This window comes from Streptomyces celluloflavus (assembly GCA_000720995.1).
GTDB lineage: Bacteria > Actinomycetota > Actinomycetes > Streptomycetales > Streptomycetaceae > Streptomyces > Streptomyces celluloflavus.
This window is the reverse complement of record JOEL01000025.1, coordinates 51,524-67,115: the sequence shown is the minus strand read 5'-3', so window position 1 is coordinate 67,115 and position 15,592 is coordinate 51,524. Positions and strand designations below refer to the sequence as shown.

At 74.3% G+C, this 15,592-nt stretch carries 14 protein-coding genes; 9 read left to right on the top strand and 5 right to left on the bottom strand.

The window, feature by feature from the left end; all coding sequences use genetic code 11:
- Positions 1–6: 6 nt before the first annotated feature.
- Together IH09_RS22360 and IH09_RS22355 are read right to left on the bottom strand one after the other, a co-directional pair.
- The gene (locus tag IH09_RS22360; RefSeq protein ID WP_052859232.1) at positions 7–3,270 is read right to left on the bottom strand and encodes a sacsin N-terminal ATP-binding-like domain-containing protein; all 3,264 of its coding nucleotides are present in this window, start codon (positions 3,268–3,270) and stop codon (positions 7–9) included.
- Between the two features lie 654 nt (positions 3,271–3,924).
- Positions 3,925–4,836: a DUF3027 domain-containing protein gene (locus tag IH09_RS22355; RefSeq protein WP_052859161.1), complete on the bottom strand. Its 912-nt coding sequence runs from the start codon at positions 4,834–4,836 to the stop codon at positions 3,925–3,927.
- 408 nt (positions 4,837–5,244) lie between these two features.
- Between IH09_RS22355 and IH09_RS22350 the strand changes: the two genes are divergently transcribed.
- The 4 genes from IH09_RS22350 to IH09_RS22335 all read left to right on the top strand — a co-directional run bounded on the left by IH09_RS22350 (position 5,245) and on the right by IH09_RS22335 (position 8,888).
- On the top strand, positions 5,245–6,627 hold the full coding sequence (locus IH09_RS22350) for an MFS transporter (RefSeq protein WP_052859159.1): 1,383 nt from the start codon (positions 5,245–5,247) through the stop codon (positions 6,625–6,627).
- 68 nt (positions 6,628–6,695) lie between these two features.
- Positions 6,696–7,199 (top strand): hypothetical protein, encoded by a 504-nt coding sequence (locus IH09_RS22345; RefSeq protein WP_052859157.1) that lies wholly within the window; start codon positions 6,696–6,698, stop codon positions 7,197–7,199.
- A 49-nt stretch (positions 7,200–7,248) separates the two neighbouring features.
- Positions 7,249–8,040, top strand: coding sequence for a futalosine hydrolase (locus IH09_RS22340; RefSeq protein ID WP_052859155.1), 792 nt, complete (start codon positions 7,249–7,251; stop codon positions 8,038–8,040).
- On the top strand, positions 8,037–8,888 hold the full coding sequence (locus IH09_RS22335) for an MqnA/MqnD/SBP family protein (protein ID WP_110952503.1): 852 nt from the start codon (positions 8,037–8,039) through the stop codon (positions 8,886–8,888). The genes IH09_RS22340 and IH09_RS22335 overlap by 4 nt, the downstream gene beginning before the upstream one ends.
- 92 nt (positions 8,889–8,980) lie before the next feature.
- Here IH09_RS22335 and IH09_RS22330 read toward each other — a convergent pair whose 3' ends face one another.
- Entirely contained in the window at positions 8,981–9,364 is a 384-nt protein-coding gene (locus tag IH09_RS22330) for a cold-shock protein (RefSeq protein WP_052859153.1), read from the bottom strand.
- 170 nt (positions 9,365–9,534) lie between these two features.
- Between IH09_RS22330 and IH09_RS22325 the strand changes: the two genes are divergently transcribed.
- Positions 9,535–9,837, top strand: coding sequence for a hypothetical protein (locus IH09_RS22325; protein WP_052859226.1), 303 nt, complete (start codon positions 9,535–9,537; stop codon positions 9,835–9,837).
- Here IH09_RS22325 and IH09_RS22320 read toward each other — a convergent pair.
- A complete protein-coding gene (locus IH09_RS22320) occupies positions 9,774–10,439 on the bottom strand; it encodes an HAD family hydrolase (protein WP_052859151.1) in 666 nt (221 codons plus the stop codon). The two genes, IH09_RS22325 and IH09_RS22320, sit on opposite strands and share 64 nt — an antisense overlap.
- Positions 10,440–10,664: 225 nt before the next feature.
- Between IH09_RS22320 and IH09_RS22315 the strand changes: the two genes are divergently transcribed.
- The 4 genes from IH09_RS22315 (at position 10,665) to IH09_RS22300 (ending at position 14,783) form a co-directional block, all read left to right on the top strand.
- A complete protein-coding gene (locus tag IH09_RS22315; RefSeq protein WP_052859148.1) occupies positions 10,665–11,669 on the top strand; it encodes a FecCD family ABC transporter permease in 1,005 nt (334 codons plus the stop codon).
- Positions 11,666–12,778: a FecCD family ABC transporter permease gene (locus IH09_RS22310; protein ID WP_052859146.1), complete on the top strand. Its 1,113-nt coding sequence runs from the start codon at positions 11,666–11,668 to the stop codon at positions 12,776–12,778. The genes IH09_RS22315 and IH09_RS22310 overlap by 4 nt, the downstream gene beginning before the upstream one ends.
- A 128-nt stretch (positions 12,779–12,906) precedes the next feature.
- A complete protein-coding gene (locus IH09_RS22305; protein ID WP_052859224.1) occupies positions 12,907–13,680 on the top strand; it encodes an ATP-binding cassette domain-containing protein in 774 nt (257 codons plus the stop codon).
- A gap of 59 nt (positions 13,681–13,739) precedes the next feature.
- On the top strand, positions 13,740–14,783 hold the full coding sequence (locus IH09_RS22300) for an ABC transporter substrate-binding protein (RefSeq protein ID WP_052859144.1): 1,044 nt from the start codon (positions 13,740–13,742) through the stop codon (positions 14,781–14,783).
- A gap of 55 nt (positions 14,784–14,838) precedes the next feature.
- On the opposite strand, the gene IH09_RS22295 is transcribed toward IH09_RS22300, so the two are convergent.
- Positions 14,839–15,447, bottom strand: coding sequence for a CatB-related O-acetyltransferase (locus IH09_RS22295; RefSeq protein WP_052859141.1), 609 nt, complete (start codon positions 15,445–15,447; stop codon positions 14,839–14,841).
- Between the last annotated feature and the right edge of the window lie 145 nt (positions 15,448–15,592).

Genomic DNA, 15,592 nt, shown 5'->3' with positions numbered 1-15,592 from the left:
GGGCCGTCAGTCGAACCAGCGCGCCCGCGCCAGCTCGTCACCGCGGTCCGGCTCCGCCAGCAGCGCCGCGACCTCGAACCGGCGCGGCCACTGCCCCGCCGCCCAGGCCAGCCCCGCCGCGACCCCCTCCAGCGTCGCGGCGTGCAGGGTGCCGTCCGGCGTCCACCGCCAGTCCAGCTCGGCCTCGTCCGCGCCGACGAGCAGTTCCTCGTGCTCCACGTACGCGTCCGGCGTACCGGCGCCGAGCAGCGTCCGCACCGCCTGCGGCACCTCGTGCCGGACGCCCGTGGAGCGCACCTCGGCACCGACGGTCTCGCTCAGCCGCCGCACTTGGAGCAGCTCCGCCAGCTCCGCGGCCCGCGCCGGCCGCACCGGCAGCAGCGGTGTCCGCGCCGCCAGCGGCATCAGATCCGGTGCGTCGGCGACCACCGCGTCCGCCGCGTCCACCACCCGGACCGCGCCGTCCACCACGACCCGCAATGCGTCGGGCAGCGTCACCTCGTCGGGGTCCAGCTCCGCCAACTCGCCGTAGAGCGCGTGCAGTTGCTGGGTGTGTACCGGCAGCTCCGGATCGGCCAGCCGCCCCAGCAGCTCCGCCGCACCGCCCGGCTCCGCCAGCAGCGCCGCGACCGAGGTCCGCACGCCGAGCGCGCGCAGCACCTGCGCATCGACCTCACCGGCGTCCGCGGACTCGTAGAGACCGGCCAGCAGCGGATCGCCGCCGGCCGACCGCAGCCCCGCGGGCCGCCGCCCGTCCAGCACCGGGTGCCCGCGCAGCCACCAGGCGGTGTACGGCCGTACGGACTCGGTGGTGCCGTCCGGCAGCAGCACCCGCACCGGCGCGGTCAGCGCATCGCGCAGCGGGGGCTGCGCGAGCATCGCGAGCACCCGCGGCCAGGCGTCGTCGTCGACCAGGTCCAGATCGCGCACCGCCACCAGCTCGGTCACCACCGGCGGCACCGGGGTGTCCGGCAGCGCGTCGAGGAGGTCCTCGCACCACACGTCCACCGCGTCCAGCAGTCCGGCGTCGTCCGGTTCGGCGAAGTCCCCCTCCCGTGGCTCCAGCTCGTCCGGGTCGAGCACCACGTCGGTGGCCCGCACCAGCGCGAAGGCGGCCTGCACACCGACGGCCGTCAGCGGCTGTTCACCCCACCGCTCCGCCAACTCGGCGTCACACGCCGCGAGTTCACCCGCACGGATGACCGCCTCGAAGTCGCTCCCCGGGAAGACCAGTTCGCCCGCCGGGGCCAGCTCACCGTCCTCGTCCGGCAGCGCGAGGGCGCCGAGCCACGGCTCGTCCCCCGGTGCCAGATTCGCGTCCCGGACCAGCGCGAGCACCGTCTCCGCCAACGCGTCCGCATCCAGCGGCGCCCCCGGCCCGCCCGCGGCCATCTCGTCGGCGAAGACGTCGTACGCGTCCTCGTCCGCGTCCAGGGAGTTCGCCACGGCCGCCCGGACCTGCGGGGTCGACAGCACCGCGCGCGGTGCGGCCGGGGTGGCGCCGAGCTTCTCCAGCAGCGGGTGCACCGCGTCCGGATGGGCGACCTTCAGCCCGAGCCGGGCGAGGGTGCGGTGCCGCGCCGCCGCGTCCTCGTCCGCGGCGCCGCCGGTCAGCGGCAGCAGCACCTGGCGCGGCCCGATCGTCGTCCGCGCGCTCCCGGCCGCGCCGCCGGGTCCCCGCCCGGACGGGCCCGCCAGCGGCACCGGCAGTCCGCTCAGCCGGTCCGGGTCGGTACCGGCCAGCGCGTCGTAGAGCCGCCACCACCAGCCGGGCGGCCGCTCGACGCCCGCCAGCCGGTCGATCATCTCGCCGAGCGGCACCCGGGCCACCCCCAGCGCCCGCAGCTCGGGCCGCCGTTCGAGCCCCGCCGGCAGCAGGCTCGGAAACAGCTCGGCCAGCACCCCGGCCGTCGCCGCCCCCGCGCCCTCCAGCACCTCGGCGTCCACCGGCCGCAGCACGAACCGCTCCGCGTCGGCCTCGCCGCCGTCCCACTCGGCACCGGCCGGCGCCCCCGCCCCGCCCTCGTCCGGTGTGCCCGCGCTGGGCAGGAAGCGCACCCGCGGCAGCAGTTCCAGCACCTGGCGGCGGAGCTCACCGTCGAGACCGCCCTTGCCCAGCGGCCCCGGGACCAGGTCCAGCGTGCCGGTCGATACCGGCTGCCAGTCGCCCAGCAGCGATGCGTACGTCTCGGCCGCCCGTGCCACCAGGAAGTCGGTCAGCGGCCCGGGGGCCACATGGCGCCGGGTCGGCTCCAGCGGGAACGAGGCGATCAACAGCGCGGGCAGCCCCAGCGGTTCGTCCGTCGGTGTCGGCGCGTGCACCACCGGCGCCGTCCCCGGCCGCACCGGCGCGCCCTCGGCGTCCACCGGCACCGCCCAGGTCACCGACCAGACCGGCCGCAGCCGCTCCTCGACCGGCCGGTCGGCGAGCAGCTCCGCCGCCAGCGGCCCGCCCGCCCCGGCCACCCGCCAGCGGGTGGCGCCCCGCTCACTGTCCTCGATCAGGACGTACTCGCCGTCCCGACGCCGCCTCAACTCCCGTACGCCCTCCGGCGTCTCGACGACCACCTCGGCCAGCCCCGGCAGCGTCAGCAGCAGCGCCGCGTCGATCCCGGCCAGCAGCCGCTCGACGAGATCCTGCGCCGCACCGTCCCGCAGCGGCAGCACCACGGCGGTGTCGTACCCCTCGGGCGCGCCGCCCTCCGCGGGCAACGGCAGCCGCAGCAGCGGTACGTGCTCGTCTCGGCGGCGCAGTTCGCCACCGAGACCGGGGCTGTGCGCGGCCACCTCCTTCGCCAGCGTGCGGGCCTCGGCGAGCGACCAGCGGACGCCGCCGGTACGTCCCACCAGGGCCGGTTCGTCGCTGACGGCCAGCACCGCGGCGAACCCGACCCCGAACCGGCCGACCGCACCGGCCGCCGCGCTGCTCTCCCGCTTCGCGGAGGCGCGCAGCGTCGACAGCGACTCGACGCCGGTGGCGTCCAGCGGGGCGCCGGTGTTGGACGCCACGAGGACGGCGGGCTCGGTCCCGTCGGCGGGATGCAGGGTCAGCCGCAGGCGGCCGGGAACTCCGGCGCGGGCCGCCGCGTCCGCCGCGTTCTGCGCCAGCTCCACCGCGAGCCGATCCCGGTAGCCGCCGAGCGCGAGATCCTCCTCGGCGTTGGCGTCCTCCCGGAACCGGGCCGGCGAGGTGGCCCAGGCATCCAGCACGCCACGCCGCAGTCGCCCCGTCCCGAACGGGTCCGCCCCTTCGGCCGCGCCTCGCACCATCGACGTACCGGTCACTGTGTGGATCTCCCTTGACTCGATCGGTCCCCGACCGTATCGCCCCACGCCCCCGCACACCGCCGAGCACCACCCCGTGACCACACCGGTGACTCTTTTCCCACCCCCACACCCACTTTTCCCCGCCACCCCACCCGCTTCTCTCCGCCACCCCCACCCGGGCGGAGGCCGCCAACCGACCGGAAGGGGGTGGGCCGGTGGGGTCTGTGTGGGGACTGCTTCGCTTTACGTCCCCACACAGACCCCACCGGCCCACCCCCGGCACCACGACGCACACCTGGCCCCCGCCGCCGGCCCCACCCCTCCCGCCGCAGGCGGAAATCCAGGCACGGCGGCGCCACCCGAAAACGCGGCCCGCACCCCAGGCGGAAAACCAGGCACGACGGGCCACCCGACAACGTGGCGCACCCTCACACACCCGCCAGGGCACGACGGATCACCGACAGATCACCCGAAAACACAGGCGACACCCCGCGCAGCGCAAAGGCACGGCGGCTCACCCGAAAACACAGGCGGCCCTCGCCCACCGCACACCACGGCGGATCACCCGAAAACGTGGGAAGAGTCCCCCAGCGACCAGCTGGGCCCGCGACCAGCTGGCCCGCGACCAGCTGGGCCCGCGACCAGCTGGGCCCGCGACTAGCTGTGGCCGAGCTCCTCGGCCGGCCCCGACTCCTCCACCGACCCACCATCCCGCTCCGGCCGCAGCGACAGCGCGTCGACCACCGTCTCGTCCACCACCGGCGCGGCCCGCCGCGGCGGCTTCGGCATGACGGCGGCCTCCGAGTGCCCGCCGCAGCCGTAGTCCAGGGAGACGACCCGGCCGTCCGCCGGGGCGAACTCGTTCGCACAGACGCCGAACGCCTGGCGCAGGGAGCCGCCGAGCGGAGCGAGGAAACCGCAGGTCATACAGGTGGCGGGAGCCGCCTGAGCCATCGGGGTCTTGGCGCCGTACGCCTCTTCCCAGCGGTCCGCGGCGATGTGCAGGCCGTAGCGCGACAGGACCCGGGCGCGGCGCATACCGAGCTCCTCGGCGACCGCCGCGATACCGCCCCGCTCGGGGGCGGGCTGGACGGCGGGCGAGCCCGGGACGACCTCCGCGTCCTCGACGTCCGCGACGTCGGCCACCTCGGCGATGCTCTCCGAGACGACGGAGTTCGGCGGCGGGACGTCCTCGCCGGAGTAGCCGGGCTCCAGCCGCAGATCCTCGGCCTCGGTGGGCAGCAGATCGCCGGGGCCCAGGTCACCGGGGCGCAGCCGTTCGCTCCAGGGCACCCATTCGGGGGCCAGCAGCGCGTCGGGGCCCGGCAGCAGGACCGTCTCGTCAAGGGTGACGAGCTTGGCGCGGGAGGCGCGTGCCACCGTCACGGCCCAGCGCCAGCCCCGGTAGCCGGGTTCGTTGCAGGCGAAGAGATGCGTGACGACGCGGTCTCCGTCGGCGACGGCATCGATGTACTCGCCGACCATCCCCGGCAGGGCGGTCTCCTCCGCCGCCGCTCGGGCAAGGTCGACCGCCTCGGCGCACAGGCGGTCGGGGGTACGGCTTCGCATCGCAGCACTCACAAGAATCGATTCTCTCTTCCACGCCGTCTCACGAGTGCGCCAGCCGGAGCTGTCCTGTCCTGTCCGGACGACCGGCGGGGCCGGGGCGGGCGGAGCGGACCAGGGGACCGCGTCGACGTCCGCGCCCGGTCGTTTCGGTCGAGCGCACCTCTTACGACCCATTCTGCGGGATCGCGTAAAGGCGCGCGGCCAAAAAGACCGCCGGTGGCGCGCTACACACGCTACCCCTTCCTTAGCGGACGGCCCCTCGGCGGGAGCGGCAAAAGTCGCCGCCCGCCGTCGCGGCCCGGTGTGCTCCGCGCGCGGCGCCGGAGAAACCGCCCTCTCCTGGGCGAGTTGGGGCACTATGGCGGGGTGGCTGCCGCGAAGGCGTCGAAGGTGCGGAAGACCCCGAGGGTGTCGCGTGCCTCGACCGGAGGCGGGGATGCAGGCAATCGGGTCCGCCGGGCGGGCCGGGCGGCCGGACGTGCGCTGCGCTGGCCGTTCACCCGCGCGGGCCGCGGCGTACGGCGCGCGACCCATGCGCAGGGCGCGGGCGAGTCGGGCCTGGGCAAGCTGATCGAGCTGCACGCGGTGAACTCCGCGGGCGACATGATGATCACGATCGCGCTGGCCTCGACGGTGTTCTTCTCGGTGCCGACGGACCAGGCGCGGGGCCGGGTGGCGCTCTATCTGGCGGTGACGCTGGCACCGTTCGCCCTGCTCGCGCCCATCATCGGGCCGCTGCTCGACCGGGTGCCGCACGGCCGGCGGGCGGCGATGGGCTGCGCGATGCTGGCGCGGGCGCTGCTGGCGCTGATGATGTCCGGCGCGGTCGCGGGCGGCGGTCTGGAGCTCTATCCGGCGGCGCTGGGCGTGCTGGTGGCGTCGAAGGCGTACGGCGTGGTCCGCAGCGCGGTGGTGCCCCGGCTGCTGCCGCCGCGGATCTCGCTGGTGAAGGCCAATTCGCGGGTGACGCTCGCCGGGCTGCTGGCGACCGGCGCGGCGGCGCCGGTGGGTGCCGGGCTGCATCTGATCGGGCCGAGCTGGCCGCTGTACGGCGCGTTCGTGGTGTTCACGCTCGGTACGTTCCTGTCGTTCTCGCTGCCGCACAAGGTCGACTCGGCCAAGGGCGAGCGCCGGGCCCGGCTGACGTCCCGGGACGGCGGGGCGACGGCCGGCCCGCGGCGGCCGGGGCTGCGGACGGTCGGCCCGTCGGTGCTGCACGGTCTCCAGGCCAATGCCGCGCTGCGGTCGCTCTCCGGTTTCCTGACCTTCTTCCTGGCCTTCATGCTGCGCGAGCACCCGCTGGGCGGTCTCGGCCCGGCCACCTCGCTCGGGCTGGTCGCGGTCGCCGCCGGCGGCGGCAACGCGCTGGGTACGGCGGTCGGCGCGTGGCTGAAGGCGCGCGGCCCGGAGACGATCATCGCGGCGATGCTGGGGCTGGCGCTCTGCGCGACGGTGCTCGCGGCGGTCTTCTACAACGTGCTGGCGATCATCGTGGTGACGGCCGCGGCGGCCGCCGCCGGCCTCTGCCAGGCGCTGGCGAAGCTGTCGCTGGACGCGATGATTCAGCGCGATGTGCCGGAGGAGGTCCGTACCTCCGCGTTCGCCCGGTCCGAGACGGTGCTGCAGATGTCGTGGGTGATCGGCGGCGCCATCGGGATCGCGCTGCCGCTGATCGGCATGCTGGGCATGGCGGTGGCCGCGTGCCTGGTGGCGGTCGGCACGATCGCGGCGGTCCGGGGGCTGCTGGACGTGGCGCGGCGGGGCGGCAGACAGGCTCCGCGGGTGGTGTGAGCCGGGGTGCGGCGCGGCACGCCGTACCCGGGCGTGGCGCGGGCCGGGGCGCCCGATAGCCTGCCCGTATGACCGCTGCGTTGATCTCCTGGGGCAAGGGCCGCCGCGCCGCTGCCGCCATCGGTGCCGTTTCCCTGGGCCTCATCACCCTCTCCGCCTGTGAGAAGCCGACCGCGCTCGCCACCGTGACGGCCGGCACCACGACGGTGACGGCCGAGGCCACCCCCGGCTGCGACGGTGACGGCAAGGTCCTCGACAAGAAGACCATCGAGACCTGTGTCACCAAGAAGGGCGGCGAGACGATCACCGTGCGGCCCGGTGAGAAGGTCCGCGTCGGCGTGGATCCGTCGGTCGCGAAGTCCGGCTGGATCGTCATCGGCGGCGGCCCCGTCATGCGCGAGGCCAGCAAGGAGACGTACCGCAGCTTCGACGCGGAGACCCTCTTCGCCAAGCAGGACCCGCAGACCGGCCAGACCACGTACGTCAAGGAGATCACCCTCCAGGTCGCCGAGATGGGCGCGGGCGAGGGCCCCACGACCATGTGGCACTTCACGCTGAAGCAGAAGGACTGATCCCTCTGACCGGGACCGGGGCGCGGCCGGGCGCCGGGCGGGCCGTCTGATGCGGCCACTGCGCGTCCTCGTGGTCACGGCGGTGGCCGCCGAGCGGGACGCGGTGTGCGCCGCCGCGGGGCCGTACACCGCCGAGCGGCTGCCCGGCGGATACGCCCTGCACCGCCCCGTCCCGCCCGTGGACCACTCCCCCGGCCCGGCCCCGGTGGCGCTCGACGCGCTCGCGGCCGGTGTCGGCCCGGCCGCCGCGGCCGCCGCCACGGCGACCGCGCTGACCGCCGCCGCGCTCACCGGCGAACCCTGCGACCTGGTCGTCTCGGCCGGTATCGGCGGCGGTTTCGCCCCCGGCGCGCCGCTGGGCTCCGTGGTCGTCGCGGACGCGATCGTCGCCGCCGACCTGGGCGCCGAGACCCCCGAAGGATTCACCCCGGTCACCGAACTCGGCTTCGGGACCGTGGCGCACCACCCCGATCCCGCGCTCGTCCGGGCCGTCGCCGCGGCGGCCGGTGCCCAGGCCGGCCCGGTCCTGACCGTCTCGACGGTCACCGGCAGCGCCGGGCGGGCCGCCCAGCTGGCGGCCCGTCACCCCGGTGCGCTGGCCGAGGCGATGGAGGGGTTCGGGGTCGCCGAGGCGGCCGCCGCGCACGGCGTGCCGGTGCTGGAGATCCGTACGGTCTCCAACGCCGTCGGCCCCCGGGACCGCGCCGCCTGGCGGATCGGCCCCGCGCTCACCGCCCTGACCGCCGTCTTCGGCGCACTGCCCGGCGCGCTGCGCGCCACCACTTCCCTTGGGGCCGCACCGGCTCCGCAACCGGCACCGTCCGCGAGGAGGACCCCGTGACCCGGCCGCTGAACATCGCGTACTCGCCGTGCCCGAACGACACCTTCGTCTTCGACGCCATGGCGCACGGCCGCGTCCCGGGCGCGCCGGAGCTGGACGTCACCTTCGCCGATATCGACATCACCAACGGCATGGCCGAGCGCGGTGAGTTCGATGTGCTGAAGGTGTCGTACGCGGTGCTGCCGTGGGTGCTGGAGGAGTACACGCTGCTGCCGTGCGGCGGGGCGCTGGGGCGCGGCTGCGGTCCGCTGGTGCTGACCCGGGAGGGCGGTACGGCCGCGGATCTGACGGGCCGGACGGTGGCGGTGCCCAGTGAGCGGTCCACCGCGTATCTGCTGTTCCGGCTCTGGGCGGCCACGGAGGTGCCGGGCGGCGTCGGCGAGATCGTCGTGCTGCCGTTCCACGAGATCATGCCGGCCGTGCGGGACGGCAAGGTGGACGCGGGCCTGGTCATCCACGAGGCGCGCTTCACCTACCGGGACTACGGGCTGGCCTGCCTCGCCGATATGGGCGAGCACTGGGAGGACACCACCGGGCTGCCGATCCCGCTCGGCGCGATCATCGCCAAGCGGTCGCTGGGCGAGCCGATGCTGCACGCGCTCGCCGCGGCCATCCGCGCCTCCGTGCAGCTGGCCTGGGACGACCCCGAGGTCTCCCGGCCGTATGTGCTGGCGCACGCCCAAGAGATGGATCCGGCCGTCGCCGACCAGCACATCGGGCTGTACGTCAACGAGTTCACCGCCGACCTCGGCGAGGACGGCTACGCCGCGGTGCGCGGGCTGCTCACCCGCGCCGCGGCCGAGGGGCTCGTACCGCCCCTCGGCCGCGATGCGCTGAACTTCGTCTGAGCTGTGAGATCTGCGAGATACGGAATGTGAGTTCGGCCACCAGGCGTCCGGCGCGGCGGGCCGCGCCGTCCGGTTGACCGGTGGCCGGGCGGTCAGACGTCCATCTGGTCGGCGACCGCGCGCAGCATGCCGGCGATCTTCGCGCCGTGCGCCTTGTCGGGGTAACGGCCGCGCTCCAGCTGCTGGGTGACGTTCTCCAGGAGCGTGGTGAGGTCCTGCACGATCGACGCGAGTTCGTCCGGTTTGCGGCGCTGGGCCGCGGCCACCGAGGGCGCGGGGTCGAGGAGTGTCACGGTCAGCGCCTGGTCGCCGCGTTGACCTGCGACGACGCCGAATTCGACGCGCTGGCCCGGCTTGAGTGCGTCCACGCCGTCGGGGAGTACCGACGAGTGCACGAAGACGTCGCCGCCGTCGTCACGGGAGAGAAAGCCGAAGCCCTTCTCGCTGTTGAACCACTTGACCTTGCCGGTAGGCACGTCTGTCCTCGTCCTCGTACTCGTGGGAAAAAACTGGGCTGGGTCTGCTGCGTAAGTTTCGAAGGAAACAGGTCTGGATAGCAGTGCAGCGGGCCACCGGACCCGCCACCACCAAGGCTAATGGTCCGGTGCCCGGTGACAAGACGTCGCCGGGGGGATCCTCGGTGCTGATGGCCCGGACTTACCCTGGTCAGGTGTCTGACGAAACTCCCCAGGCCGGGGATCTGCTGGTCCGAATCGGCGCGATCGTGTTCCTGGTTGGCGCAGTGGCCACTCTCGCCACGATGACGCCACTGTTCATCGGGGCCGATCCGCTGCCGTCCGTCTTCTACTGGGTGTGCATGCTGATGGGCGCCGGATTCCTCATCGCCGCGGCGGGGGTGATCCGGTCCGTCCTGGCCCAGCGCCGTCAGGCGGATGCTGCGTCCGCCGCGTCCGCCGCCTCGCCCGCGCCCGCCCCGACCGTCACATAACGCTCCAGCCAGGACGGGAACGCGGTCAGGTCGCCGAGCAGCACATCGGCGCCGGCCGCGCGCAGTTCGGCGGCGTCGCACGGGCCGGTCGGCACGGCGACGGACAGCGCGCCCGCGGTGTGGGCCCCGCGAACGTCGCCGGTGTGGTCGCCGACGTAGACCCGCGCGCCGTGTGCCTGCAGCGCCTCGGCCTTGGCCTCCGCCCACAGCGAGCCGATGACCTCGTCCGCCTCGATGCCGAGGTGCGCCAGATGCAGTTCGGCGTTGGGCGTGAACTTCGCGGTCACCACGATCGCCCGGCCGCCGGCCGCGTGCACCGCGGCGACGGCCTCGCGGGCGCCGGGCATCGCGGGCGACCCCGTGATGGCGTACCGCGGGTACAGCTCCCGGTAGATCTCGCTGATCTCGGCCAGCCGCTCCTCGGGGAACCACCGGCGGAGCTCGTCCTCCAGCGGCGGCCCCAGCCGGGTCACCGCGAGGTCGGCATCGACGTAGGTGCCGGTCCTGGCGGAGAGCGCCCGGTAGGCGTCCTTGATGCCGGGGCGGGAGTCGATCAGCGTCATGTCGAGGTCGAAACCGACCGTCAGGGGGTGCGCAGCCATACCTGCCATTGTGCCCGGGTCCGGACCGGCCGGGCCGTACCCTTAGCCTTGCCTTACCTTCCTCACCGGACCGTCCGCACGGAACCGCCCCGGACCGTTCGCAGCACCGCCGGACCGCGAACGCCCGGGAACGCACCGCGCCCACCGCGAAATGGACCCGATGTCTCTCGCCCAGGCCAGCCGCCCCCGATCCGTTGTCGCGCGTTCCGCGATACCCCGCGCCTCATGACGCCCCGGATGCGCGGGCGGCGGCTCGGTCTGACGGTGGTGGCGGTGCTCGCCCTGCTGCTCGCGGTGCTCTTCTCCCTGGCCGTCGGCAGCCGCCAGTTCGCGCCGTCCGAGGTGCTGCACTCGCTGCTGTACGGCGGCGACAGCGATGTGGCCCAGGTCGTGCGCTATCTGCGGCTGCCGCGCACGCTGATCGGGCTGATGGTCGGCGCCGCGCTCGCGATGGCCGGGACGGTCATGCAGGGCATCACCCGCAACCCCATCGCCGACCCCGGCATCCTCGGCATCAGCCAGGGCGCCTCGGTCGGCGTGGTGCTGGCCCTCTCCTTCGCCGGGATCCACACCCTCACCGGCTATGTCTGGTTCGCGTTCGCCGGGGCGGGGATCGCCTCCGTCGTCGTCTACGCCATCGCCTCCAGCGGCCGCGGCGGCGCCACCCCCGTCAAGCTCGCCCTGTCCGGCGCCGCCATCAACGCGCTGCTGGTGTCGGTGACGATGGCGGTGCTCACCACCAAGGCCGCCGCGCTGGACGAGTTCCGGTTCTGGCAGGTCGGTTCGCTCTCCGGCCGGGACGCCGAAGTGGCCGGTCAGATCTGGCCGTTCCTGCTGGTCGGCGCGGTGCTCGTACTCTCCGTCGCACGCGGCCTGGACGCGCTGGCGCTCGGCGAGGACGTCGCCAGGGGGCTCGGCCAGAAGGTCGCGACGGTACGGATCGTGGGCGGGCTCGGCGCGACGGTCCTGACCGGCGCGGGCGTGGCGGCGGCCGGCCCGATCGCCTTCGTCGGCCTCGCCGTCCCGCACCTCGCCCGCGCCGTCGTGGGCAGCGACCACCGCTGGCTGCTGCCGATGGCGGCGCTGCTGGGGCCCGTCATCGTGCTGGTCTCGGACACCATCGGGCGGATCGTCTTCCCGCCCTCGGAGGTCCCGGCGGGCGTGATGACCGCCCTGATCGGGGTGCCCTTCCTGGTCACGCTGGTCCGGCGGAAGGCGGTGGCGGCATGAGCGCGCCCGTCACTCCCCCGGCGCCCGCCGTGCCCGCGGCCCCCGCGCGTACGGCGCGCCCCACGGGCTACGCCCTGCTCCGGGCCGGCCGCGGCTCCTTCCTGCTGCACCGGCGGGCGGCCGTGGTCGCCCTCGTCCTGGCCGTCCTGCTGGCCGCGGTGAGCGTGGCGTACCTCTGCGTCGGGGAGAGCTTCGTCGCGCCGTCCGAGGTGCTCAAAGTGCTGCTGGGGCAGCCGTCCGGGCAGGAGCTGGTCGTCGGGACGCTGCGGCTGCCGCGGATGGTCGTCGGGCTGCTGGCCGGCGCGGCCTTCGGCGTCGCCGGTGCGCTGATCCAGACGGTCGCCCGCAACCCGCTGGCCAGCCCCGACATCATCGGCGTCACCCAGGGCGCGGGCGCGCTGACGGTCGGCTCGATGACCTTGGGCATCACCTCGTACGGCGTGCTGCCGTATCTGTCGGTGGCGGGCGGGCTGCTGGCGGCCGGGCTGGTCTATCTCTTCGCGTGGCGCGGCGGACTGCACGCCACCCGCTTCGTGCTGATCGGTATCGGTTTCGCGGTCGCGCTGCGCTCGGTCACCCACCTCTTCCTGACCAAGGGCGACTATCTGGTCGCCCAGCAGGCCCAGGTGTGGATGACCGGTTCGCTCAACGGGCGCGGCTGGGCGGAGGCGGCGCCGCTGGGCTGGGCGCTGCTGGTGCTGCTGCCGTTCGTGCTGTGGGCGGCGCGCGCCCAGCGGACCGTCTCCCTGGACGACGACACGGCGACCGCGCTCGGCGCCCGGCTGAACCGCACCCGCCTCGGGCTGGTCGCGGTCGGCGTGATCCTGGCGTCGATGGCGACCGGCGCGGCGGGCCCGGTGGACTTCGTGGCGCTGCTGGCGCCGCAGATCGCCCGCCGGATGACCCGTACCGCGCAGATCCCGCTGCTGTGCTCGGCGCTGCTCGGCGCGTTCATCGTCGTCCTGGGCGACCTGCTGGCGCGCAAGGTCCTCGCGCCGACCGAGCTGCCGGTGGGCGTGCTGACCGCCGCCGTCGGCGCCCCGTATCTGATCTGGCTCATCGTCAGGGGCCACCGCGACCGCGGCCGTGCCGCAGGAGGAAAAGCGTGACCGAGACCGGCGAGAGCGTCCAGCGGCGGGCACCCGGAGCCCGGGAGGCGGACCACGACGCGGGCCCCCGGGCGGACCGGCCCGCGGGCCGCGGCGAGGGCTCCCCGAGCAGGCTCACCGCGCGCGATCTGACGCTCGCCTACGAGGACCGCACGGTCGTCGACGGCCTGGATCTGGACATCCCGCACGGCGCCGTCACGATCGTCGTCGGCCCCAACGCCTGCGGCAAGTCCACGCTGCTGCGCGCCCTGGGCCGGCTGCTGCGGCCGCGCCGCGGGGCGGTGCTCCTGGACGGTACGGACCTGGCGCGCATCCCCACCAAGCGGATCGCCCAGTCCGTCGGGCTGCTGCCGCAGACGCCCGTCGCACCGGAGGCGATCACCGTCGGCGATCTGGTCGCCCGCGGCCGGCAGCCGCACCAGAGCTGGTGGCAGCAGTGGTCGGCGGACGACGAGCGCGCGGTGACGGAGGCGATGGCGCGCACGGACGTGGCGGAGCTGGCCGACCGCGCGGTGGACGAGCTCTCCGGCGGCCAGCGGCAGCGGGTGTGGATCGCGATGGCGCTCGCCCAGGAGACCGAACTGCTGCTGCTGGACGAGCCGACCACCTACCTCGACATCGCCCACCAGGTCGAGGTGCTGGACCTCGTACGGCAGTTGAACCACGACCGGGGGCGTACCGTCGTCGCCGTGCTGCACGATCTCAACCAGGCCGCCCGCTACGCCGACCACCTGGTGGCGATGAAGGCGGGCCGGATCATCGCCCAGGGGCACCCCGCCGAGGTGGTCACCGCGGAGCTGGTCCGTGAGGTGTTCGGCCTGGACTCGGTCGTGGTGCCCGACCCGGTGACCGGCTCCCCGCTGGTCGTCCCGGGCCGCCCCTGGCAGTCCCCGCGGACCTGACACCGGCTGCCTCCGCCCGCGTCCGTCCCCTCCCCTCCCGTCCGCCGAAAGGGCACGCCATGTCCCGCTCCGCAGCCTTCACGCGCCGCACCGCCGTCGCCGCGGCCGGTGCGCTCGCCGCCTCCCTCGTCCTGACCGCCTGCGGGTCCGGCGACGGCGGCGCCACCTCCGGCTCGGGCGGCGTCTTCGAGGCCGCCGACTGCCCCAAGCAGCCCACGACGGCCTGGGCGGAGCCGTCGCCCGGCGCGCCGCACACGGTGCGGACGGCGATGGGCGGCGTGCAGGTGCCGGCCGCCCCGAAACGGGTCGTCGTGCTGGACACCGCCGAACTGGACTCCGCCGTCACCCTGGGCGTCAGACCGGTCGGCGCCACCCGCTCGGACGTCGCCACCGGCTTCCTGGACTACCTGTCCAAGGATGAGGTCGCCGGTATCGAGGACGTCGGCAAGATCGGCGCCCCGAACCTGGAGGCGGTCGCCGCCCTCAAGCCCGATCTGATCCTCTCCAGCAAGGTCCGCGACGGGGTGCGCTACGACGCGCTCAAGAAGATCGCGCCGACGGTGCTGACCGAGAGCACCGGCTATCCGTGGAAGCAGAACTTCGCCACCCACGCCGACGCGCTCGGCAAGATCCCCGAGGCGAAGCAGGCGGTCGCCGCGTACGAGGCGCACGCCCGGCAGGTCACCGAGGCGCTGGGCGGCGCCGCCAAGGCGAAGCAGCTGCGGACGAACGTCGTCCGCTTCATCGAGGGCGCGGACACCCGCATCTACGGCTGCCGCAGCTACATCGGCACCGTCCTCGCCGACATCGGCACCGGCCCCACCGACGTCGTCGACGGCGCCAAGGACGGCCTGATGACCGAGATCAGCCCCGAACAGGCCAACAAGGCCGATGCGAACGTGGTCTTCTACGCGACGTACGGCAGCCCGCAGAAGTCCAAGGAGGCGGAGATCACCGGCGGCGCGCTCTGGAAGAACATGACCGCCGTCAAGGGCGGCAAGTCCTTCCGCGTCGACGACCAGCTGTGGATCCAGGGCATCGGCTACACGGCCGCCGACAAGATCCTGGACGAGGTGCGGCAGCGGCTGGTGAAGAAGGGCTGAGGCGGGGCGCGGGCCTCACCGGGCCGCCGCCTCCCCGTGGGGCGATGACGGGTCGTCACCGTCCGGGCGGGGCCGCCGCTTCGAGGTCGTCGATACCGCCGGTCATGACGGTCCGCAGATGCCGGCCGAGGTGTTCGGCCGGCCAGTCCCACCAGGCGACGGCGAGCAGCCGGGCGATGTCCGCCTCGCTGTAGCGGGTGCGGATGAGCCGGGCCGGGTTGCCGCCGACGATGCCGTAGTCGGGGACGTCGTCCACCACGACGGATCCGGAGGCGATGATCGCGCCGTGGCCGATGCGGACACCGGGCATGACCGTGGTGCGGTAGCCGAACCAGACGTCGTTGCCGACCACGGTGTCCCCGCGGCCGGGCAGTCCGGTGAGGGCGTCGAAATGCTCGGCCCAGGCGCCGCCCATGATGGGGAAGGGGAACGTCGAGGGGCCGTCCATCCGGTGGTTGGCGCCGTTCATGATGAAGCGCACCCCCGTGCCCAGCGCGCAGAACTTCCCGATGACCAGCTTCTCCGGACCGTAGTGGTACAGGACGTTACGGGTCTCGAAGGCGGTCGGGTCGTCCGGATCGTCGTAGTAGGAGTACTCGCCCACCTCGATCAGCGGGGACGTCACCAGCGGTTTCAGCAGCACCACACGCGGCTGCTCGGGCATCGGGTGGAGCACCGAGGGGTCGGGCGGAACGGGACTCACGGCGGCACTGCTCCAGACTGTCCGGGAACGCGTTGACCACCATGATCTCAACCGCCCCGGGCCGGCGCACCGGCATTTCCCGGCGGTACACCGGCGCTCCGGCGGC